Consider the following 22,378-nt stretch of genomic DNA (forward strand, 5'->3'; position numbering starts at 1 on the left):
CCCTTGAGGTTTTCCGGTTCGCACCTGAAGCTAGAAGAACCAGAGACCGGCCCCCGGTGCACTACCCCAAGTGCGCCGGGGGCCGGTTTTTATGCTGGTTTTCTTTGTGGGCTAGCGCGGAATATTACCGCAACTCGTGGTGGGGTAGGGCTTCCCACGGAAAACGGCATCCAGCCAGTTCATGGCTGGAGCCAAATTGTCCAACATTGGTAATACATGGTCAATCAACGGAGCGACCGGAGGCAGCGGGGTTTCGCGGTAGTATACCGACGTCCCGGCCTCGCACCACTGCCGTGCCATCGTGCGAGCGCCCTGCACAGGAATGGAATCGTCGTTTTTTCCATGCCCAACGAATACTGGAACGTTAGGTGGCCTGTGACCGATTTCCTGATCAGCCAAGACGGACTTCAGTGGCTCCTGCTGGGCGAGCTGTTCCAAGGACTTACCGGATTTGGTGAGGGTCCGGGTATCCACATACGCATGCCGGGCTAGGGACTGCGGAATGCATTCATCGGCGGTCTGCTCTAGCAACCGCTTACCTTTATCGTTGAGTAAATCATCCACCAAGGGTTTGAGTTCTGGTTTCGCGGCAATGAAACCATTGATGGCATATCCCAAAACCCCGGCCAGAGGCTTGCGATCAATCGCAGCTGCGGTTTGGGCCAGGTTGGCTGGTGTACCCCCGGCGTAACCCGCGACCACGTTAATACCCTTGCCATAGGTGGGAGCCAGCTCCACGGCAGCTGCGGATCCGCCACCGCCCTGGGAGTATCCATAGAACGCCACTGGTGAGGCCGAGGTGATGCCCTTTACGTTCAAGTTGACAGCCGCACGGGCCATATCGATGGTGGCTTGCCCTTGCTCCACGCGGTTCATGTAGGTGTGTTGGCGGGAGGTGCCCAAACCGGGCAGGTCGGTCAGAGCAACATTCCAGCCACGCGCCAAGGCGCCTGCCACCGGAATGGCCTCATACTCCAGCCCCACCGACAACAGCTTTCCCGGAGCACACGCATCGCCGCTGCCCTGGGTGCCGGGTGCAATAGTAAGCAGAGGTCGCGGCCCTTTTCCTGTCCATGGCTGAGAGGAGCGCAGTACGGTTCCGGTGACTGGGATCCGTTTACCGTTGTTGTCAGTGGACACATAGGCCACGCGCTCGGACTTCGACATCATCCAGTCGACGAATGGCAGTCCAAAGGCAAATTGGCTCGGTGCCCGCTTGATGACATCGCCGGGGTTGCCAGACACAGTCGCTGGAAGGGAATCGTAGAATCCGCGCGCATTGCGATCCAAAGCCCCCCATGTATTAGATGACAGCATGTCCGCTGGCCCTTGGGAGGATCCCAGGGCGCTGGAGGACCCCGATGCTGCAGATCCACGGGCCGAACCTTCCGCCGCATCGTAGGAGGGGCTCGGTGCCTGCTGGGCAGCTGCCAGGCCGGCGCCACCTAGGGAACTACCAATTCCGACGCCACAAGCTAGCGCCACAGAAGCTGATGCTTTGCACACCCGCTGCGAGAAGAAAGATACTAGTGAGGTTCTCATGAATGATGACTATAGTTTTAACGCAGACATATTTTTGCAAGGTAACGGAAAATACTTCGGGAATTGATGTAATTCTTGCGCGGAGCTTCCCTGACTCTTGCAGGTCTGCGATGTTCTGTGGCAACTATTGCATTGACTAAAAACCGAACTATGTGGGCAAACGCAATCCGGTTAATCCGGTTTCGGACTTCGGTTCAGATCGGTCGCGGTTAACTGCTGCGCGTTCTCCTCGGGCCTCGGTGTGCTCTGCTATTCCCTCCGTGGACGCTGCGTTCGAGGGATCGTTACTGGTGGTTGCGTCTTGCCGATGCCCGTCGGTGCGCTCCGCTAACCCGTCTGCAACCAGAGAATTCACTGCCCGGGTGAGCTGCGCTTTGTCGTGCCACAGCAGATCAATCTCGGCACGAGTGGCGCGTGAATCTTTGCGAGAACGCAGTAAACCCATAATTTTGCCCCGCACCTGCCGGTCGGTGCCTTCGAACTTCTGAACGCGTTTGGCGGCGGATGCTTTCTGCTGTTCTGAGGGCTCCGGTCGACCCGCGGCTACCCACTGACAGTGTTTCCGCACAGGGCACTGATCACATTGCGGGTTCTTGGCTCGGCAAATAAGTGCCCCCAGCTCCATGAGGGATGCGGTCATCATCTGTGCATCCTCGTGTGCCTGAGGATCGTGATGATCGGGTTCGACGTGGCGTCGAACCAAAAACGGATCTGGATCCACCCACGGCATCAATTCGGCGACATCCACCAAGTCACGTGCGCGCGCCGGCCCCTGCAAATAAGAGCCGAAAACTACCCGATGAAGTACGCGGCGCACGTTGGTATCGACCACGGGGACTGCTTGCTCGAATGCAAAAGCGGCCACAGCGCGTGCTGTGTAGGAACCGATACCAGAAAGGGCTTCGAGTTCGGCGATGGAATCGGGCACGTTCCCGTCGTGGCGCTGAACGCAATCACGGGCACACTCCTGCAGCCGGAGTGCACGGCGCGGATAGCCGAGGTTGGCCCACATTCGCAAAACTTCGGCCTTGGAGGCGACAGCTAAATCTGCCGGCTGGGGCCACCTCCTCATCCATGCTTCCCACAGGGGGATGACCCGGGAAACGGGGGTTTGCTGCGACATGACTTCGCTCACCAAAATTGCCCACGGCGAGGTATCTGGGTGGCGCCAGGGCAACACGCGACCGTGGCGGGCGAACCAGTGGTTAAGATCGCGAGCGAACTGTAACCGGTCTATGGGGTAGGCGCTGAGGCGCCCTTCCGCGGAGGTGGCGAGGGGGTAGTCAGGGGTTGGCATAGCAAAAATAAGTCTATCCAAGGCAAAATTAAACGTATGACAAGCCCGCACGAAATGACACCCCAACAAGCCTGGGAAGCGCTGCGCACAGGCAATGAGCGCTTTATGCAAGACAATAGTGACCACCCCAATCAAGGCCCCGGTCGTCGCCAAACCCTTACCCAAGGGCAACGCCCGCATGCCGTGGTACTAGCGTGCTCGGATTCGCGCGTGCCCGTAGAGATCGTTTTCGATCAAGGCCTAGGGGACCTGTTCGTCATCCGCACGGCGGGTGAGATTACGGACCTCTCCGTACTCGCAAGCCTAGAATTCGCAGTTGATGGCCTAGGCGTGCCTCTGGTTGTGGTGCTCGGTCACGAGAGCTGCGGGGCTGTGAAGGCTGCCCAGAACGCTCTCGATGGCGGAGATCTTCCAGATGGATTCCAACGCGTGCTGGTGGAAAAGGTCACGCCCTCCCTGTTGTCAGCACGGAAGAAGGGGTTCGAGGGCTCCGATGAGTTCGAGAAGAACCACGTACGGGAAATCGCGGATCACATCGTGGATCGATCCCCGGAAATCCAAACGCGCGTCAAGGATGGGCGGTGTGCCGTCGTGGGATTGCGCTATCGTCTGTCGGACGGCCGCGCGGAGCCCCTGGTTGGGTTCGGCTTGGACATTGAAACTGGTGAACCCAGCGCCTAAAATGCGGCGAATTTTGACGTTCCGAGACGTGTCATTACCGCAGGCGAGCGCACCAATCGGCTAGGGTGAGCCCCGTGACTGATCCGAACTCCCGCAAGCCACTACCCCCCGAGGTCTACAAGCGCCGGCGTATCGCTGCCGTCGTGGTGCTGGTGCTGGTGTTGCTACTGTTGTGGTGGTTGATCGGGTCTCTGGGCGGGGACGAGGGAACGCAGAATGCGGCGTCGAATCAAAAGGCCCAGACCACCCAGACCTCGTCGGTGGCTGCCAGCGACAGTGCCACCCCGACAGAGACGAAAAGTGAAAGCTCCGCGCCGGGAGAATCGGATAAGAATAAGGAGCAATCCCAGACCCCCAGTGAGACCGCAAAGGACGAAGGCAAACCGAAGAAGGACACCTGTGGTTTGTCGGACCTGGAAGTAATCGCGAAGCCTGGCGCACCTTCTTTCGCGCCGGATGCGGTGCCGAACTTCTTTGTCACCATCAATAACCCCACCGCCGCCGATTGCACGATCGATTTGGATCAAGACAAGTTGAGCTTCGAGGTCTTCACGCTCAACAACTACCAGCGTGTGTGGGGTGACCTAGATTGTAATGAACCAGGGGCTTCAGGCGAGCGTGTAATCAAGGCGGGGGAATCCGCCAAGTATTCGTTGAACTCTTGGTCGCGCACGACCAGTGCTCCGAGCGCATGTGAAGCGCGACAACCCGTGGGGCCCGGCGGTTACCTTTTGTACGCGCACGTGGGTGATAACACCTCTAAGCCCGCCACGTTTAACCTGCAGTAACGCTTAGCCAGCAGTAACGTTCAAGCCTGCAGCAACCTTTAACCAGCAGCAACCTTCAAACCTGCCCACTTCACGGCCTCGTAGAGGTGGCCTACTTCCGTGACTTTCATGTTCTTAGGGGCATCGTAAAGGCAGTTTTTGGGAACTGCTGCTGAGGTGAAACCCAGGCGGGACGCCTCGGCTAGCCGTTGGGTTAATTGTGGAACGCGCCGGACTTCTCCGCCCAGGCCCACTTCTCCTACCGCGATCGCCCCCAGGGGGAGCGGGTGGCCAGTGGCAGTGCTTGCCAAGGCCAACACTAGGGCGAGGTCGGCAGCGGGCTCCTGGATGCGGATGCCCCCGACGGTGGCTGCGTAGACTTCCTTTTCGGTCAAACGCAAGCCGCAGCGTTCGGAGAGTACGGCCAGGTTCATGGAGACGCGCCCCGCATCGATCCCAGTGACGTAGCGTTTCGGGTTTCGGATATCGGAGTTGACGGCGAGGGTTTGCACCTCGGAGACCATGGCCCGGCGACCATCCATCGTGACGGTGATGGCCGTGCCGGTGACGGATTCGGTGCGGTGGTGCAAGAAAAGACCTGAGGGATCGCTGACTTCGCGGATGCCGTGTGCGGTTTGTTCGAAACAACCGACTTCGTCGGTAGCACCGAAACGGTTTTTGATACCTCGCAAAAAGCGCAGGGCCGAGTGCTTATCCCCTTCGAAGTTCAACACCACATCCACGAGGTGCTCGATGGTACGGGGGCCGGCTACATTGCCCTCCTTCGTCACATGACCGATCGCGATGACTGGGGTGCCGGAGGCCTTGGCGAAGGTCGTGAGTGTGGACGTTACCGATCGGGTTTGGGTTACACCACCGGCCACTCCTTCTACACCTGTTGCCTGCATGGTTTGCAGTGAGTCCACGATCACGAGTTCAGGTTTCACGGCTTCAATGTGAGCGAGGGCGCGCTCCAGGTCGTTTTCATTGGCCAAGTACAGTCGATCGTCCAATGCGCCTGTGCGTTCTGCCCGGTTGCGCACTTGTCCCACGGATTCTTCCGCGGTGAGGATCAATACGGTTCGTCCCAGTTTTGCCCATCGTGCGGCTACCTCCAGAAGGAGCGTGGACTTTCCCACCCCGGGTTCGCCCGCCAAGAGAACCGCGCTACCGGGCACGATGCCACCGCCCAACACGCGGTCCAGCTCGGCCAAGCCACTGGGCTGGTGGTTGGCAATGGTTGGATCGATCTTGGTGACCGGCTGTGCTGCGGCGCTGCTGGGAATCAACCCCGCGGAGCTGCTGACAGCAGCGCGACTACCCACAATGGCCGTGGCCGGCGCCTTTTCCTCAAGTGTTCCCCATTCACCGCACGAGGGGCAGCGGCCCATCCACTTGGAGATCTGGTACTCACACGCAGTGCACGTGTAGACGGTGTTCTTCTTTGAGGTCTTGGCCATGGGGTCCACAATAAACAACCGGCCGGACACGCAATGGTGCCCGGCCGGTTTGATATTCGAACAGGGGCTTTATCGAGCGCGTTGAAATAGGGAAACGCGCGCGACCCCTCCGCTGCGGGTGCTTAGTGCTGGTGCTCGCCGCCAGCCTTTGGGGCGTCGGTGGAGACGTGGGTCTCGGCATCGCGGTTCAGGGTGCCGGCCTTCGGGGTGTAAGCAACGATAGGAGCGTTGACCTTTGCGCTGCCGGTATCGAACTTGATCTCAACTTCCTTCTGACCACCGATGTGCGCACCGGTCAGGCCGGAGATGGAGGTGGTGACGTAGCTGTTGCAGGAACCCTGCTGGCCACCCTTCTTCATCGAATCAACGGCATCCTTGTAGTCCGCAACGAGGGAGCAGTTGGGGCCAACGGCCTTATCACCCTGAAGGGTGACGGGCTTGCCGTCTACCTTCACGGACTGGAGGTTAACCTTCTTGCCGACCTGGTCAACGTTGCCAGCAGTGAACTTCACGGAAAGCTGGTTGTTTGGATCCACAACAACGGCTACATCGCGCAGAGAAATCTGCTTACCGGCCTGTGCGAACACGCCGTTCACGGCGGGAACTTGATTGGCCGTCTGAGAGATGTGACCTGCACCGCAGGCGGTCAAGGCCAAGGCGGAACCAGCGGCCACGGCAGCCAACGCAGCACGCGTGGCGGTCGACTTCTGGGACTTCACGATGAGATCCTCCATCTGAGGCGATAATGCAATAAACGTCTAGCCAATAGATTAAACCCTTCGCACCGCGAATACATAGTTGTGTTTGCGCTGCTGACCTATGGCGGGGGCATTTGATGGGTTTTTCGCCCCAAATAAGGGTGGAAGGCGGGTGTTCCGGCCCTTTAATCGATTGTGTGCACTCAAGGGCAGCCCCGTCATGTCCGTTGACAGGCCGGGGCAGCCTCGGTGCCCAACTGCAGTCTGGGGTAGAATCTGAAAGCCAGCTGGTTAAAACCCCTAGGTTGACTTGCCCTAGGCGAAAGTGGTTATAGCCCCCAAGGAAGGATGAGTTCTCTCACTCATGGAGTTCAAGGTCGGAGACACAGTCGTTTACCCGCACCACGGTGCCGCCGTGATCGAGGGGATCGAGCAGCGCGAGTTCAAGGGGGAGAAGGTCGACTACCTGGTTCTCCGCATCAACCAAGGGGACCTTTCGGTTCGCGTTCCCGCAGCTAACGCGGAAAAGGTGGGTGTGCGCGATGTGGTCGGCGAGGAAGGGCTTCGCAAGGTCTTTTCCGTCCTTCGCGAAACCGATGTGGAAGAAGCCGGCAACTGGTCCCGCCGCTACAAGGCTAACCAGGAGCGTCTGACTTCCGGTGACGTCAACAAGGTCGCCGAAGTGGTTCGTGACCTGTGGCGCCGCGATCAGGACCGGGGCTTGTCCGCAGGTGAGAAGCGGATGCTTGCTAAGGCGCGGCAGATCCTCGTCGGTGAGCTGGCCTTGGCTGAGGGCGTGGACGACAAGAAGACCGATGCCCTCTTGGAAGAAATGCAGGAGGCGATTAAGCGTCACCGCGAGGCAGCCGAGGCCGCACGGGCAGCAGGCATCGAAGATGAGGATCCCAAGCGCCCTGGCACTCCAATCGATCTCGATGAAGAATTGGATGAGGACGAGGATTAATCGCCGCCCCGCTGCCAGCCCTTGTGCGCATTCCCCTATGACAGCGGTGCGCGTGGGGGAGGGGGCGGTTCGCTTCTCGGTGGATTCAAGTACGGTGCACACGGAGTAACGCATACCCATGATCAATACGGATCACGTCTTCGCGCTGGTCGCCGCCGCCGGCAGCGGAACGCGGTTGGGATTTGATACCCCGAAGGCATTCGTCAAGTTACGCGGTCGCACGCTGTTGGAACGCAGTCTCGATGCGCTGGCTGAATCCCAGTCGGTGGGTCATGCCATCGTGTTGGTCAGTCCTGATATGGTGGACGCAGCCCGGGAAATTGTGAACCACCCGGAAAACAAACTGTCGTGGGCTCCGATGGGCGTCGGAATAGAATTAGGAGGCAGCGAGCGGGTTGACTCCGTTTACGCTGGCCTGCAAAAGGTTCAGCCCCTTGCCGCCGGTCGGCCGGATTCGTTGGTTCTTATTCACGACGCCGCGCGCTGCCTAGTCCCCGCTCAGCTGGTAGCGGAAGTTGTCACTGCAGCGGGCGATGCACAGTCGGGCGCGATCCCGGTGTTACCCGTAGCCGATACCATCAAGGTGATCGAGCCGCTGGGGGCGCAAGTTAGTCACGCGGTCGCGCGGTTAGATGGGGCAGAAAAGGTCGTGTCCACCCCGCCACGAAGCATGCTCCGAGCAGCACAAACACCGCAGGTTTTCCGGTTTGATCAGTTGCTGGATGCAAACGAGCGGTATCTGAACGCGGTGGAGATTGGCTCGGCCCATCCCACCGAAAAGCACGGCTTGGACTCGGTGCAAGAAGCTACGGATGATGCGTCCCTCATGGAGATGGCGGGTTATGAGGTGGTCGCTGTGCCGGGGCATCTCCTGGCAATGAAGATCACCACGGAAATGGACTACCGGGTGGCAGAAATGCTGCTGGCCGGAATGGAAGAATAAGACTATACAAGGAGCCGACCTTCATGATTATCCCTCGAGTTGGAATTGCCACCGATGCCCACCAGGTGGAAGCAGGGAAGGACTGCTGGATGGCATGCCTGCTGTGGGAAGGGCAAGACGGTTGTGAGGGACACTCCGATGGTGACGTAGTGGCTCATGCGGTGGTGGATGCGCTGCTCTCTGCGGCGGGGCTGGGGGATTTGGGAAGCTTCGTTGGGGTGGGACAAAAAGAATACGACAATGTCTCGGGTGCACGACTGCTGAAGGAATGTCGGGCGTTGCTGGAATCCAAGGGGTTCGTTATTGGCAATGCGGCAGTACAGATGGTGGGGAACCGCCCGAAGATGGGAACGCGCCGGAAGGAAGCGGAAAAGGTTATGGGCGACCTGATCGGCGCACCAGTTTCGGTGTCCGCCACAACTACCGATCACATGGGCTTTACGGGCCGTGGTGAGGGGGTAGCCGCGGTTGCTACAGCGGTGGTGTGGAAACCGAACAAGTAGCTGTTGACATGGCTCCCGGGGGGGTAATCTACAAAAGTTGATAAACGTCTTCACCAGAGGGAGCTTATGAGTAAGTGTATAAGCCAATGCTCGGTCGCCCGACCCGAGTGGGGTGGGGGTACCCAGGTCATGCCACGCACTTTTTCAAGCTACACACCTGGGGCTGGCAGTCAACAAGCGCGAAAAACTTCAACATGTACTTCTAGATGGGGAGTGAATCTTTGAATCAAGCTGCCACCTTTAGCTTCCAGTATCCGCGCACTCGAGAAGGCGTGACCGTTACGGGGTTAAAGATTACCGGACGGCCAACCGTGTTGCTAGGAACCAATGGTGCGGGGAAAACAACACTCATGAGGCTATTGGCCAAGCAGTTGCGTCCTAAAAGCGGTCACGTTCCTGAACTAGGAAAAGCTGTCTATGTTCCACAACGTTTTGAAGGCATACGCGGCTTTCGTGTGATTGATTACGTGGCTTATGTTGCATGGCTCAATGGTGCAGGATGGTCTGATAGTAAAAAGGATGCGCGTCATTGGATTAGCTTTGTGGGGTTAAATTCCCAGCGCGATAAAGAATGCCGGCAACTGTCGGGAGGACAGCAAGCGCGACTTCAAATTGCTACAGCTCTAAATTCTCGTGCAGAATTTGTCCTGCTCGACGAGCCTAGTGCCGCTTTGGATCCCCTAGCTAAACGCGACTTGCAGGATCTGTACGAATCAATCGCCAATTCCGGTGTAGGGCTGTGGGTGTCTAGCCATCAGCCACTTGAGATCGAAGCACCATTTCTAGACGTAGTTGTCTTGAATCGGGGTGCAGTTGACTTCCAGGGGACTGTTGAGGAATTCTTGAACCTCGCGAATGACTCTAGTGGGTCACGCCGATCTTCTGATTGTTCAGATTACACTCACGCTCTGGCTGTGGCCTTTAGGAGGGGGCGTTGACGGTGAACCGAGTCCTCTTAACCAACATTGGCTTGCTCTGCGGTGCTTTTGTGCTTGCGCTGTGGAGTGTAAATGTCAATGCTCTGCCCTCTAGAACAATTCCGAACATTGTTTCGAACAGTCTTGGGCTGTTTTATGTACTTGGCCCTGCATTAGGGTTAATTGGAGCCAAAGAAATGGCTCGTTTTAAAGGCTTGGTGCGATCGCGCACGTCAGGAATATTGATAGGAAGAATTGCCTTCCGATCGTTAGGGTACGCGGCCGTTTTTGGGATTTTGGCCCCGTCGATATATTTGGTGGCACAATTATTAACAACAGGATCTTTTAACTTGTCAACGGATCTGATTATGGGTGCGTTGACTATCTGTCTTCAATCGATGACGTGGATCGCTTTTGGTGCTGCGCTAGGACTCTATCTTCCGGCGGTGGTGGCGGCTGCGCTGGGACTGTTCGTGCCGTTTATCCTTGCAGCCTACCCGGTAACCATGGGGAACGTGGCATGGCGACAAATGTTCGGGCAACCATACACTTCTTGTTGCTCGGTTTCCCAGCAAATTGATCCAATTTTGTGGAAGTCGTCGATATTGGTGTTGGGGTCAATTCTTGCGGGCGCTTTCATTCTGGTGTTGACATTTAATAGAAGGCAAAAACCCGTGCTATTGACGAAGTTCTTTAGTATTGTTGTCCTTGGGTTAGTCGCTTGTGCTGGATATGGCGTAGCTAAACAGGGAAATTACGATTTGGCCGTTCCTCGTCCTGAGGATGCGATGCGCTGTGAGGGAGATATTTGCTTATGGCCTGAAACGCCAGCAGAGCAACGTGTTGCGAATGAGAGGGTGTGGAACTCCCTTGGAGTTCGAGGGTACCGCTTAGTTGATACCGAACTGGTGTCTGATCGGCATCTGCTATTCGCGCGCACCAGTGACGAGCGTGAGGTTAGAAAACATATACTCACGCAGCTACTTGTACATGAACCAGAACTGAAGAATTCTCGTTCGTGCTGGAGCTCCGAAGATGGCGAGCTGTCTCTTGCCGACGCACTGCCTGATCTGGAATTAGAAGACTTGGAATCCGCTGTCTTGACTTCGTCGGGAAAGTGGCGCGGATTACACGGGACGAAGCAGGGAATCGATGTTCGAATGATCGCTAGACATGTCAACCGGGAGTGCCAGGGACAATGGTGAATTCTTTATCGAGGGTTCCATTGTATTGTAAAGGCCATTCAGTGCCGCTCGTGCTGGTCATTCATGTCATTTGCCTGGTGGGTGCTGTAATGCTGGGGACTACATCTATCCCTGTGCCGTGGGCCTCGTGGAACTCGGCTGGGTTTATTCCTTTCAATTTTGTGTTTTCTACTGCATTGGTGAGTTCTGTAGTTGTATTTTGGGAGAGTCGTCTCTCTATTTTGGAAGAGAGTTCTCATCAATCATGGGTAGTGTGTGATTGGTTATTCTTGTTGGTGTGTTTGGCTGAGTGCGTGGTGGTCGCTCTGCTTGGTAACGGCGGTATGCTCCAATACACCCTGATTTCCTTAGCTGTCCTCTTTGTTGCCTGTTTTCTAACGACAATTCGGAGGGCGTTTTATACAGTCTTGCTGACCACGGCAGCTCAATGCATTCTGATATCCGTTTTACCGAGTAAGTATTTGCCTGTTTTTTGGCCCGCTAAGACGAATGTCATTGTTTTGGTCGGAGTTTTAACTGTCGTTTTGTTTGCGCTCGTGCGTTCTCCGATGAAGAAGGGCTACTCGCTCTTCGGTTAGTTTTTAATTCTGGTGTCGGTACCCGAGAATACCTTTTGAGAGACAATTACTGAGCTGGATATTTCGTCGTGTCTATACGGTTACAGATTTCCCCCAGCCCGTCGATAGCGATCCTCACCTCGTCATTGTGGGCTAGGTAGCACGGCGGCGTCATGCCATGGCCCACGCCCTCGGGCGTACCAGTGACGATCACGTCACCGGGCTCCAGCGTGGCGAAATTACTGATGTATTCCACTAACTCAGCCGGTTTGAATACCAAGTCCGCCACAGAGTGTTCCTGGCGTAACTCTCCATTGACCCACGTGCGTAGCATCGCGCCGTCTGCCACCGGATCGTATTCGTCCGCGGTGGTCAGCCACGGGCCAAAACCGCTGGAACGATCCAAGTTCTTCCCCTGCAGCCACTGCTGCGTGCGGTACTGCCAATCGCGCTGGGAAAAGTCATTCATAATCGTGTAACCGGCGATGGTGGGGCGGGGAATCCCACTCTTGGATCCTTCCGTGTTGCTTTCGCTCGCACCGATGACCACCGCTAATTCGCCTTCATAATCCGCCTTGTCTTGCAACCCTGGCGGCACCACGATATCGGCAAACGGCGCAGCCAACGCGCTGGCGTATTTCACGAACAAGGTGGGATGATCCGGAATAGGATGCCCCATTTCCTCGATGTGCTCGCGGTAATTCAACCCCACGCAGAAAATCTTTCCGGGCTTCGGGATTACCGGCCCCAACTGAGCGGCGGAAAAAGAAATCTCCGGCAGCTCAGCCATGGTGGCCTGGTCTACATTGAGGTCAAATGGCAGGTGGGCGTCGAGCGAAAAAGGCAGCAACACCCCGCGGCCGTGACCTTCCTCGAAAGAAAAAGACGTGATGGCAATAGGAACCCAATCGCCACGAGAGGAACCGCGGAGGTCACCCCGGTACGTCGATCCGGGTGGAAATTGTATGGTAGCTAGCTTCACAGTGGGTACTCCTACGTACAATGACGATTGTGACTTTGCGAATCTACGATACTGCCACCCGCCAACTCCGCGATTTTGAACCGGCCCGTGAGGGGCACGCGTCGATCTACCTGTGTGGCGCTACCGTGCAATCCATCCCGCACATCGGGCACGTCCGCAGTGGTGTGGCCTTCGACATCCTGCGTAATTGGCTGCAGGCGAAGGGGCTGGACGTGGCGTTTGTGCGTAACGTGACGGATATCGATGACAAGATTCTGACTAAAGCCGCCGAAAACGGTCGCCCGTGGTGGGAGTGGGCCGCAACGCACGAACGCGCCTTTAGCTGGGCTTATGACCAATTGGGGGTGACCCCGCCTTCCATCGAACCACGCGCCACCGGGCACATCCCGCAGATGATTGAGTACATGCAGCGGATCATCGACAACGGTCACGGTTATGCAGCCGATGGCAATGTGTACGCGCAGCCTGCGACTATCGAGAACTACGGTTTCCTGTCGGGGCAGAAGCTGGACGAGATGGACCAGGGTGAATCCGCCGGCACAGGCAAGCGCGATCCGCGTGACTTCACGATGTGGAAAGCAGCCAAGCCCGGTGAGCCCGCCTGGGATACCCCTTGGGGGCGCGGTCGACCCGGTTGGCACATCGAGTGCTCCGCTATGGCAACCACCTACTTGGGGAGCGAGTTCGATATTCACTGCGGTGGCCTGGATCTACAGTTCCCGCATCACGAGAACGAGGCCGCGCAGGCTACCGCCGCAGGCGACGGTTTCGCCCGCTACTGGATGCACAACGGCTGGGTGACCATGAGCGGCGAGAAGATGTCTAAGTCTCTAGGCAATGTCTTGAGCATCCCCAACGTGCTGAAACTTGTTCGTCCCGTAGAGCTGCGCTATTACCTGGGTAGCGCTCATTACCGCTCGATGTTGGAGTACTCGGAAACGGCTTTGGGTGAGGCCGCTGCCGGTTACCGTCGCATCGAGAAGTTTCTGTTGCGTGCGGCTGGTTCTCTTTCTGGTTCCGACGCCACAAGCTTGCCCGAGACCATTCCGGCTGGTGAGGTAACGGATGCCTTCGCCGCGAAAATGGACGAGGATCTGGCGGTGCCTCAGGCGCTAGCTCAGATCCATGAACGGGTGCGCGAGGGCAACAAGCTGCTCGAAGGTAAGTTGGACGAGGCGAAGCGTGCGGAGCTGGCACAGATTGGCGGGGAAGTCCGCGCGATGGCGGCTGTGCTGGGTGTGGACCCGTTCAGCGAAACGTGGTTGGAGTCCACCAAGGCTACCGCGGGTGGATCGGATGCTGCTATGGGTGCCCTTGATGTGCTGGTGAAGTCGGAGCTGGTGCGCCGGGCAGAAGCGCGCGCAGCCAAGGATTGGGCGACCGCGGATGAGGTCCGGGATCGCTTGGCCGAGGCCGGTATTGAGGTCACGGACACCGCCGATGGCGCGAAGTGGGCGCTGAAGGGGTAACGGGACCAATGGTTTTCAGCGGTCTGGGTCTATCGTTGAAAACCGCTGGGGCGAATTGGAGCCGCCGATCATCTGCATCAGGATCGAAGATGGCCGCTGGGTTCAGCGGCCGATGTAACTGGGGGGGGTAAGTTTTGCCAGTCGGGCGGGACTAGGAATTTACTTTAACGACGAGGTCTGCGACCCGGTTGACATAGTCGGCAACGAAATCTCGGGTGCCTTCATTGGCAAACTCACCGTCGTCTGCGATGAGGGAGGGGGATTGCCCGAGGAATACCTCGGGCTGCCCTACACTCGGCATGTCGAAGTAGGAGAGGGCCAAGCGGAGATTCTTCTGGGAACTGTAACCGCCCATTCGACCCACCGAATGGCTGATGATTCCCATTGGTTTGTTCTTCCATACCACGTCGGAGTTTGGCTTAGATCCAATGTCCACAGCATTTTTCAGGCAAGCGGGAATCGTGCGGTTGTTTTCTGGGGTGACGAAAAGAATTCCGTGTGATTCCTTGATGAGCTGCCGGAATTGCTTGTACTCGTTTGGTTCAGAGACATCGGGGACGTTGGGGTCGTCGTATTCGAAGTTGTAGAGCGGGAGCTTGCTGATATCGATGATTCGCACCTCCCAATCTTGCGGGAAGAAAGTCATGGCTTGCTTGGCGATCTTGAGTGCGTAAGAATCGCGGCGTAGGCTGCCAACAAGCACACTGATTACGTAATGAGTGGACATAGGAAAACTCCTTTCGCGAGTTTCATTAGGTAAAGAGGATGGGGTTGAAGGAGACTGCATCAGTCACTCTCATTCATGGGAAGTAGACGTTTTCAAGAGCGGAGCGATGTGATCGTCACGGACGAGGCAATTTCGCTCGTGATTGCGTCTGGTTAGAAATCCCAGTCGGTATCTGCGGTGTCCTCAGCCTTGCCCATGATGTAAGAGGAGCCAGAACCGGAGAAGAAATCGTGGTTTTCATCTGCGCCTGGGGTCAGCGCGGACAGTATTTCTGGGCTGACATCGGTCTCCTCGGCCGCGAAGTGCGGTTGATAACCGAGGTTCATCAGTGCCTTATTCGCGTTGTATTTCACGAATTTCACAACATCAGGCATGAGCCCCAGCGGTTCGTAGAGCTCCGCGGAGTACTGGACTTCCAGTGCGAAGAGCTTCTCAAGTAGCGCATGAGTGAATTCCGAAAGCTCTGCGGTGCGCTCCGGGTGGTTTTCCAATCCGCGTTGGAATTTGTATCCGGAGTAGTAACCGTGGACCGCCTTGTCCCTCAGGATCAACCGGATCATGTCGGCGGTGTTCGTAAGCACCCCACGAGTGGAAAAGTGCAGCGGAAGGTAGAAGCCTGCGTAGAGAAGTACCGAGGAAAGGAGGGTAGCCGAAACCTTTCGTTTCAGTGGGTCCTCCCCAAAGTAATGTTCCAATACGGAGTGACACCGTTGCTGTAGCACGTCATTGTTGACGGCCCATTCATACGCTGCGTTAATCGATGGGGTGTTCGCCAGCGTTGAAAACACACTCGAGTAGGATCGAGCATGAACTGACTGCATGAATGCGATATTGGTATATACCGCTTCTTCATGCTCGGTTTGGGCGTCTTGAATCTGACTTATTTCGCCCACTGTTGCCTGCATGGTATCCAGCAGGGTAAGTCCCGTGAATACCCGCATTGTCAGTGTTCTTTCCATATCGGATAACCCATTCCAATCTTTGAGGTCATTCGACAATGGAACCTTTTCCGGCAGCCAGAAGTTTGCGGTGAGACGCTGCCAAACTTCTTGGTCTTTGTCATCTTGGACTTTATTCCAGTTGATGGGGCGAATTCTTGCCCCTGGATTGTATTTGGCTTTCGGGGGTGTAACCGATTCGGCAATTGTTATGCGCATTCTTCTCCTTTGGGTCTACTGTCAATTGATAGTTTCTGGTCTGGCAGAGCCACGTGTTGCTAGTGCGTTGCGCCACCAAGGTGCGGTATTGCCGACGTTTTTGTTGCGCTGATGTGACATCCACAAAGCCGTGTTGCGCTAACGCAGTTGCGGTGGGCGTTGTGAAACATGACCGTGCTTCACATCGATTCCCTAGGCAACCGTTTCCAGAATTCTGTGAGTCCTTCGTTGACTCTCTGCACGTCACGGTCGGTGCCGAGCAGTTCAAAGCGGTACAGCTCGGGCACTGAACACTTCTTTGCGATGATGGGGCCTGCGATGCAGAAGTGCTCACCGAAGTTAGTGTTTCCACTAGTGATCACCCCACGAATGAGCTTGCGATTATCGGGGATGTTCAAGAACTGGATTACTTGCTTCGGCACGGCCCCTTTGAGTTCTCCGCCACCGTAGGAAGGAACCACGAGTACGTAAGGGGACGTCACTCGGAGCATGCCTTCGACTCGTGGCCTCAAGGGGATGCGCAGCGCTGGTCGGTCCAGCTTCTGGATGAAACGATGGGTATTCCCCGACGCGCTTGAAAAATAGACGAGATCAGCGGGTTTTCCAGTATTTACACTGCTTCTCAGGCTGACATTAACCGTACGCGTGCTGTTGCTGGTGGCGGACATACAGAAAGTTTTACCACGGCATGAACTGGATGTCTACGTACTACCTAACGTTAAAGTTCAATGGATTGAAGTTTAATCGGGTGCGCAGTTTAGGTGCGGGGGAGTGGGAACTCACTGGTTCCCTCCTCAGGATTCGGGTACTCGTCGGGTTGAAGTGGAAAATTGTCAGTTTGAGTGGCGCCAGGTGAGGGCAGCTCATTACGCTTCGACCACATTGGGTTCAGTCCGGGCATGAACCACATGGTGGTGGCAACGATGACTGCAATGATGCATCCCCCCACGGTGGACCACCTTGGTGGGATGTACCAGAACCCAGCTATGACAAGTAGGCCCATTGCGCCAACGATCATGGGGATGATGAGGCCAAGGTTCAAGCGACGGGCGACCTGGTACTCCTCCCAATCGGCACCGGGGAAGCGGCCACGCGCTTGGGATCGGATTCGACGCGGGGTTTTTATGGCGGGCACTGCACATGCGATGAGAGTTAGCGCAGAGCCGGCGCTGGCGACAATGACGTCCCCGATGACGGCGCCATAGGCCATTACGCCGAGTGCCACAGCAAGGGCGAGGCGCTCTGAGGGGGACAGAGAAATCGTCACATGGGGGTCCACTTCGGGGTAGAGCGTTTCGAGGGGGTTTTCGATGTAGTAGTTCATTTTTTGTCATCTCTTAGGGGTGTGACGGGGGTATTTGGGAGCTGTGCCGAAACAATTTCTAGGCGACGGAGGATTGCCGTGCTAGCTTGTGCTTAGGTTTGCCTTACCTAGTTAACCGTAGGCTACCCTAATGTGCAGAAGGGACTTGGTAAGAGAAACCGCTTCCAATCTCCACAGTTTTCGTTTCGATTAGGAATTACATGTCTCTTTCACTTTCTGGATCACGACGGGGCCTGCTTCACCGGCAGATTAACCGCAGGTCGATGGCTCTGGGTGCAGTTACCACGCTCATCTGGGCGCCTATCGCGGCAACTATCGGCAGTACTCCCGTCGCGCTTGCGGCCAGCACCTGTGAATTCAATTGGGGGATCAAACAGAGCTATCGCCAGTACATTCAAGGCCCCGTCGCCAAGGGTGGCTGGGGCGGGGACGGTATCGGCTTCACCGGCGATAAAGTGGGCGCTAACGGTGCATTCAAATTCAGCCCCCAAAAGCCACAGGTGACAGGTGACACTGTCACAGTGCCCCTTAACGGTGTGCTTCACTTCAACGGCCACAACTACGGCGGCGAGGATTTATGGGACATGACGTTGTCCGATTGGAAGATTCGCGCCAACGGGAACATGGCCGACATCCTGGTGGATTATGTTTCCTACGAATCCGACATGGTGAACAAGACCAAAAAAGGTAACAAGATCACCGGGGATGACGAAGTAATCGCCACAATCAAGCTCGCCAATCCCGTCAATACCACGTCTGGAGCGGTTGATCTTTCCGGGAATACAACCCTTACACAGGGTGGCCACCGCTTATTCCTTGCTTACGACGCAGGGGTATCAATGGATCCGACCAGCGGCGGCGTTGCTCTTGATGGCAGTTGCGGGTCCGGATCAGGTTCTGGTGCAGGTGCCGGTTCTGGGTCCAAGCGCCCTCTGACCACCATCAGTGGTAATTTCACAGGGTTCAACAAAGAAGCCATGTCGATTCTGTCTGAGACAAACGACACCATGAACGCGCTTACGTCGTTCATGGGGAACGCCCAGGCATTCCTTGATGAGTACGAATCCTTTGTGAAACGTGGCGGTGGCAATACCGTTTCAGGTGGAAGTGCGTCTGGGGGTACTACTTCTCACACCTCTTCTCCATCGGGTAATTCTGCCGGAAACAGCACGAAGTCCAGCGCAGACGCCGCAGGAACTAGCCACGGCACGTCCAAAACAACGGCGGGAACCGACAAAAATGCCACATCACACGGTGGAAATGGCTCATCCCGGATCGCGTCGGTGGCTGGCGGGGGTGCAATTGGTGACGCAGGCGTTGCGGGCAGCACATGTGAGGCTGTGAAGTCGGTTGAGAGCGGCGAGGCCGCATGGGCAGTAAAAGAATCTTTCCAGTCCTACATCACCGGATCCATTGCCAAAGGCAAGTGGGATTTGAATGGAGTGGGCTTCAATAGTGGTCAATTCCAATTCACGGCCAATGGTGGCAACGTTGATACTGATGCAAAACAGGGATCTATCTCCCATGGAGGAACCCTGCACTTCACAGGCCACAACGGAATCTTGGATTTGAGTATTTCCAACCCTGAAATTCAGTTTGAGGGTGAATCAGGAAAGCTCGTTGCCGATGTTCGTTCATCAACCATGGAAGGTGAAAAGAGAGATTTCGGCCGCACGGCCCTAGCAGATCTGAGCTTCACATCGCTTGATGTTTCGGATGGTTCGGCACGGGGTAAGGCAGACGTTTCGTTGACCAGCGATGGGTCTAAGGCTTTCGCAGAGTTTTACGAAGCAGGCACCCAACTAGCACCCATCTCGTTTAGCTCACAACTGGGCGGTCAAGGTGACTGTGCCGGGGTGGGGGGTTCCACAACTTCTGGTTCCTCAGCGGGGCAGGGCGGTGCAGGTTCTGCGGCCTCGCGTACAGCCGCTGCTGCCAAACTTGCTGCGAAAAACCGGAGTGGAGATGCAGGCACTAACGGTGATTCCTCCTCCACTGGTTACGAAAACGGTTCTGACAAATTCAAGATCAAGTCGGCCGCAGCTGATGACAGCGGATCAAACCCAACAACCTACCTGCTCCTACTGATCGCGGGATTTGTCGTTGCAGGCGGAAGCATTGGCCGATTAGTCGCAAATAACCCGTCTTAACAGTCGTTAATGACGAGAAGACGAGATTGAGAAGAGTCAGAAAGCACGTTTCATGGTTAAAACCCTAAATTCAACCGTAAAGGTTGCGATCTTCGCTTTTGCCGCTCTTATGTGCGCGACAGTCCTGTCCGCATGCGGTGTGAAAGGCGCCTATAGTTCCGACGATGATTCTTCCCTGCGCGATAGTCTCAAAAGCGCAAGTGACTTGCAAAATCCCCATAGTTTTGAGGGGGTTTCCCACGTTAAGGATTTCACCGATGTGGAACCAATCACCGCCAATCCTTCACCGGTTCTACCAGTGGAATTAACGGACGCAGATGGCAACGAGGTGAAAGTTGAAAGCGTTGAGCGAATCCTGGCTCTCGATTTGTATGGCACCTATACCAAGACCCTGACTGGTTTGGGCTTGGCGGGAAACATCGTGGGTCGAACGGTTTCCTCCACCGAGGGCATTGTGGCCGATAGGCCGGTGGTCACCCAGGGAGGACACAATATCAACGTCGAAGCGGTTCTTTCGCTGCGGCCCAGTGTGGTTATCGTGGATCACTCCATTGGCCCGCGCGATGCCATCGATCAGATTCGTGCAGCCGGAGTGACCACAGTCGTTATGGAGCCGACCCGGACCATTGATTCGGTCGCTGAAGACATCAAAACTTTGGGTGCAGTTGTGGGCCTCGTGGATGATGCGAAAAAACTAGCTGATCGTACAGTCGAAGAGATTGATCTGGATAAGGAAGCCATTAAGAAGATGGTCCCCGCCAACCCAATGCGCGTGGCATTCCTTTATGCCCGCGGTAACGGCGGCGTCTCCTTCATCATGGGCAATGGCACCGGCGCGAAGGATCTCATCGAAGGAATCGGTGCTATTGATGTAGGAACCGAAAATAATCTCTCCTACATCGAACCAGCCAACGCAGAAGCCCTCGCCCGCTTGAACCCAGATGCATTCATCATGATGACTGGTGGTTTGAAATCGACCGGTGGCATAGACGGTCTGCTGAAACGACCCGGGGTAGCACAGACAAAGGCCGGACAAAAACGGCGTGTCATCACGATCCCCGACGGTCAGTCCCTTGCTTTCGGACCAATGACTGGGCAGACACTATTGCGGACAGCGCAGGCGCTATATGACCCACACGGCTAAAACACACGAGGTTTTTCAGGCTCGGACGCGGCGCCGGATATGCGTATTCAGCTTGCTCGGAATCCTCGTCATCTTAGCGGCATTGCTGTCCATTGTGCTGGGACAATACTACGTTCCTCTCAATCATCTGGGAGCCATCTTGTTGGGAAGGGATCATCACGCGGATCTCGCATCCAGTGTGGTGTGGGATATCCGCCTACCTCGGATCCTCCTTGGGTTCCTCGTAGGCGCGTGCCTTGGAGTGGCGGGGACACTCATGCAGGCAGTATTTGCCAACCCGTTGGCCGAGCCATCGATCATTGGGGTCACGGCTGGAGCAGGTGTCGGTGCCGCCCTGGCAATCGTGTTCAACATTGCCTTCTTGGGCACGTTCACCACTCCATTCTTTGCATTTCTCTCTGCACTCATTGCTACCGTGCTGATCTACCAACTTGCCCGCAGCAATGGTCGAGTGGTGGTGATCAACCTGGTTCTCACCGGCATCGCGGTCAACGCAGTTTGTGGAGCCGTCATCTCCTTCATGGTGTACCTAGCCCCGACCACGAGTAGAGAAGAGATCATTTTTTGGCAAATGGGTTCCCTCAATGGTGCTCAGTGGAAGCACGTGTGGGTGGTACTTCCCATCGCAGTGATAGCGGTAGCTGTCGCTTTGCGCCTTGGCGGTGCACTAGACGTGCTGGCTTTGGGTGATAAAGCAGCTGGACACACGGGAATCAACGTTGGCCAACTGCGCGTGATCGCGATTGTTGTCTCAGCCGTGCTCACAGCGGGTGCAGTTGCGTTCGCAGGGCTCATCGGTTTCGTGGGACTCATCATCCCGCACCTGTTGCGCACGGTGATGGGGCCGGAAAACCACCTGCTCATCCCCGCTTCGGCCCTGGGTGGCGCGGTGCTCATTGGACTATCCGATGTGGCTGCTCGCACGATGATCGAATTTGCAGATCTTCCCATTGGTATCTTCACCGCGCTTGTTGGTGGTCCCACGTTTTTTGTAATGCTTCGACGCATGATGAGGAAGGGGATGCATTCATGACCATTAATGCTGACGACGTTGCCATTGAAGTAACTGCGCTCAACGTCAACGTTGGCACAAAGCAGTTGCTGAGCGATATCAGCTTCACCGCCCGTAGGGGCGAGGTCACCGGCCTGATCGGTCCGAATGGTGCAGGAAAATCGACCTTGCTGGCTGCATTATCTGGAGACCTAACTCCGTCTTCGGGGACAATTTCTGTCGGCGGACTTAACCCGTCGCTTGGCGACGCAAAGACAATGGCTCGTCGTCGCGCGGTGTTGCTCCAAGACGTCTCCGTATCCTTTGAATTCTTGGTTCGGGATGTCGTGGCAATGGGCCGGCGACCTTGGCGAGGCGAGGTCGATGGTAGCTACGATGAGCTCGTCATCGATGCAGCCCTAGAAGCTACAGATACGGCCGCACTTGCAGACCGAGATATCGTCACTCTTTCCGGTGGGGAGCGAGCACGTGTTGCCCTCGCCCGAGTGTTAGCGCAGCAAACACCGATCATCTTCCTCGATGAACCGACCGCGCCGATGGATATCCGGCACCAAGAACAAGTCCTTAGCCTGCTCCGAGAAATCGCTCACGCAGCCGGCACTGCGGTGGTGGTTGTTTTGCACGATCTCAACGCGGCGGCTGCGTATTGCGACCACATCACATGTCTTTCGGGTGGTCGCATCGTCGCCGATGGGTCGGTCGATGAGGTTTACACCGATGAAACCTTGACGATGATCTATGGATGGCCGGTCGAGGTTACGCGGAGTGCAGACGGTCGCATTACCGTCTGTCCGCGGCGGAGGGATCCGCCCGAAGCAGCAGGTCGACTGCTGAATCAATACAAATCCAACTCGTTTCATTAACCCCATCTCAGGAGGA

At 56.3% G+C, this 22,378-nt stretch carries 22 protein-coding genes; 13 read left to right on the forward strand and 9 right to left on the reverse strand.

Annotated features, from left to right (window positions below; translation table 11 throughout):
* Positions 1–111: 111 nt before the first annotated feature.
* Complete coding sequence (locus tag CAURIC_RS01945; RefSeq protein ID WP_290183145.1) at positions 112–1,542, reverse strand: alpha/beta fold hydrolase; 1,431 nt, start codon at positions 1,540–1,542, stop codon at positions 112–114.
* 148 nt (positions 1,543–1,690) lie between these two features.
* On the reverse strand, positions 1,691–2,839 hold the full coding sequence (locus tag CAURIC_RS01950; RefSeq protein WP_084588171.1) for an HhH-GPD family protein: 1,149 nt from the start codon (positions 2,837–2,839) through the stop codon (positions 1,691–1,693).
* Between the two features lie 36 nt (positions 2,840–2,875).
* Between CAURIC_RS01950 and CAURIC_RS01955 the strand changes: the two genes are divergently transcribed.
* Positions 2,876–3,520, forward strand: a complete 645-nt coding sequence (locus tag CAURIC_RS01955; protein ID WP_265914862.1) for a carbonic anhydrase — start codon at positions 2,876–2,878, stop codon at positions 3,518–3,520.
* A 74-nt stretch (positions 3,521–3,594) separates the two neighbouring features.
* Entirely contained in the window at positions 3,595–4,308 is a 714-nt protein-coding gene (locus CAURIC_RS01960) for a hypothetical protein (protein WP_290183149.1), read from the forward strand.
* A gap of 38 nt (positions 4,309–4,346) precedes the next feature.
* On the opposite strand, the gene radA is transcribed toward CAURIC_RS01960, so the two are convergent.
* Both radA and CAURIC_RS01970 read right to left on the reverse strand, forming a co-directional pair.
* The gene (gene radA, locus CAURIC_RS01965) at positions 4,347–5,747 is read right to left on the reverse strand and encodes a DNA repair protein RadA (RefSeq protein WP_290183151.1); all 1,401 of its coding nucleotides are present in this window, start codon (positions 5,745–5,747) and stop codon (positions 4,347–4,349) included.
* A 122-nt stretch (positions 5,748–5,869) separates the two neighbouring features.
* Positions 5,870–6,481 (reverse strand): hypothetical protein, encoded by a 612-nt coding sequence (locus tag CAURIC_RS01970; protein ID WP_035114523.1) that lies wholly within the window; start codon positions 6,479–6,481, stop codon positions 5,870–5,872.
* A 328-nt stretch (positions 6,482–6,809) separates the two neighbouring features.
* Here CAURIC_RS01970 and CAURIC_RS01975 point away from each other — a divergent pair, with 328 nt between their 5' ends.
* The 6 genes from CAURIC_RS01975 to CAURIC_RS02000 all read left to right on the forward strand — a co-directional run bounded on the left by CAURIC_RS01975 (position 6,810) and on the right by CAURIC_RS02000 (position 11,555).
* Positions 6,810–7,409: a CarD family transcriptional regulator gene (locus CAURIC_RS01975; RefSeq protein WP_035114521.1), complete on the forward strand. Its 600-nt coding sequence runs from the start codon at positions 6,810–6,812 to the stop codon at positions 7,407–7,409.
* Between the two features lie 118 nt (positions 7,410–7,527).
* Positions 7,528–8,352, forward strand: coding sequence for an IspD/TarI family cytidylyltransferase (locus tag CAURIC_RS01980; protein ID WP_035114517.1), 825 nt, complete (start codon positions 7,528–7,530; stop codon positions 8,350–8,352).
* A 23-nt stretch (positions 8,353–8,375) separates the two neighbouring features.
* The gene (ispF, locus tag CAURIC_RS01985) at positions 8,376–8,855 is read left to right on the forward strand and encodes a 2-C-methyl-D-erythritol 2,4-cyclodiphosphate synthase (protein WP_035114514.1); all 480 of its coding nucleotides are present in this window, start codon (positions 8,376–8,378) and stop codon (positions 8,853–8,855) included.
* 221 nt (positions 8,856–9,076) lie between these two features.
* A complete protein-coding gene (locus CAURIC_RS01990) occupies positions 9,077–9,793 on the forward strand; it encodes an ATP-binding cassette domain-containing protein (RefSeq protein ID WP_156963465.1) in 717 nt (238 codons plus the stop codon).
* On the forward strand, positions 9,790–10,977 hold the full coding sequence (locus CAURIC_RS01995; RefSeq protein WP_156963463.1) for an ABC transporter permease: 1,188 nt from the start codon (positions 9,790–9,792) through the stop codon (positions 10,975–10,977). Before CAURIC_RS01990 ends, CAURIC_RS01995 begins: the two co-directional genes overlap by 4 nt.
* Before the next feature lie 50 nt (positions 10,978–11,027).
* Positions 11,028–11,555 carry a hypothetical protein gene (locus tag CAURIC_RS02000; protein WP_156963461.1) on the forward strand — a complete coding sequence of 176 codons (528 nt, stop codon included), beginning with the start codon at positions 11,028–11,030 and terminating at the stop codon, positions 11,553–11,555.
* A gap of 46 nt (positions 11,556–11,601) precedes the next feature.
* Here CAURIC_RS02000 and CAURIC_RS02005 read toward each other — a convergent pair whose 3' ends face one another.
* Positions 11,602–12,516, reverse strand: coding sequence for a fumarylacetoacetate hydrolase family protein (locus tag CAURIC_RS02005; protein ID WP_290183157.1), 915 nt, complete (start codon positions 12,514–12,516; stop codon positions 11,602–11,604).
* 29 nt (positions 12,517–12,545) lie between these two features.
* Here CAURIC_RS02005 and cysS point away from each other — a divergent pair, with 29 nt between their 5' ends.
* Positions 12,546–13,985 (forward strand): cysteine--tRNA ligase, encoded by a 1,440-nt coding sequence (gene cysS, locus CAURIC_RS02010; protein WP_172644060.1) that lies wholly within the window; start codon positions 12,546–12,548, stop codon positions 13,983–13,985.
* Positions 13,986–14,136: 151 nt separating this feature from the next.
* On the opposite strand, the gene CAURIC_RS02015 is transcribed toward cysS, so the two are convergent.
* From CAURIC_RS02015 to CAURIC_RS02030, 4 genes are all read right to left on the reverse strand, one after another.
* On the reverse strand, positions 14,137–14,712 hold the full coding sequence (locus CAURIC_RS02015; protein ID WP_035114498.1) for an NADPH-dependent FMN reductase: 576 nt from the start codon (positions 14,710–14,712) through the stop codon (positions 14,137–14,139).
* Positions 14,713–14,864: 152 nt separating this feature from the next.
* Positions 14,865–15,869: a class 1b ribonucleoside-diphosphate reductase subunit beta gene (nrdF, locus tag CAURIC_RS02020; RefSeq protein WP_084588169.1), complete on the reverse strand. Its 1,005-nt coding sequence runs from the start codon at positions 15,867–15,869 to the stop codon at positions 14,865–14,867.
* Between the two features lie 179 nt (positions 15,870–16,048).
* A complete protein-coding gene (gene nrdI, locus CAURIC_RS02025) occupies positions 16,049–16,537 on the reverse strand; it encodes a class Ib ribonucleoside-diphosphate reductase assembly flavoprotein NrdI (RefSeq protein ID WP_235700744.1) in 489 nt (162 codons plus the stop codon).
* A gap of 89 nt (positions 16,538–16,626) precedes the next feature.
* Entirely contained in the window at positions 16,627–17,193 is a 567-nt protein-coding gene (locus CAURIC_RS02030; protein ID WP_035114495.1) for a hypothetical protein, read from the reverse strand.
* A 200-nt stretch (positions 17,194–17,393) separates the two neighbouring features.
* On the opposite strand from CAURIC_RS02030, the gene CAURIC_RS02035 reads away from it, so the two are divergent.
* Genes CAURIC_RS02035 through CAURIC_RS02050 form a run of 4 tightly spaced genes read left to right on the forward strand, consistent with a single transcriptional unit; the run spans position 17,394 to position 22,362 of the window.
* Positions 17,394–19,343 (forward strand): HtaA domain-containing protein, encoded by a 1,950-nt coding sequence (locus CAURIC_RS02035; protein WP_052095034.1) that lies wholly within the window; start codon positions 17,394–17,396, stop codon positions 19,341–19,343.
* 52 nt (positions 19,344–19,395) lie between these two features.
* On the forward strand, positions 19,396–20,487 hold the full coding sequence (locus tag CAURIC_RS02040) for a heme/hemin ABC transporter substrate-binding protein (protein WP_035114493.1): 1,092 nt from the start codon (positions 19,396–19,398) through the stop codon (positions 20,485–20,487).
* Positions 20,471–21,520 carry a FecCD family ABC transporter permease gene (locus CAURIC_RS02045; protein ID WP_070434889.1) on the forward strand — a complete coding sequence of 350 codons (1,050 nt, stop codon included), beginning with the start codon at positions 20,471–20,473 and terminating at the stop codon, positions 21,518–21,520. The genes CAURIC_RS02040 and CAURIC_RS02045 overlap by 17 nt, the downstream gene beginning before the upstream one ends.
* Positions 21,517–22,362 carry a heme ABC transporter ATP-binding protein gene (locus tag CAURIC_RS02050; RefSeq protein ID WP_035114491.1) on the forward strand — a complete coding sequence of 282 codons (846 nt, stop codon included), beginning with the start codon at positions 21,517–21,519 and terminating at the stop codon, positions 22,360–22,362. The genes CAURIC_RS02045 and CAURIC_RS02050 overlap by 4 nt, the downstream gene beginning before the upstream one ends.
* Positions 22,363–22,378: the final 16 nt, after the last annotated feature.

Origin of the sequence: Corynebacterium auriscanis (assembly GCF_030408435.1) — a bacterium.
Lineage (GTDB): Bacteria > Actinomycetota > Actinomycetes > Mycobacteriales > Mycobacteriaceae > Corynebacterium > Corynebacterium auriscanis.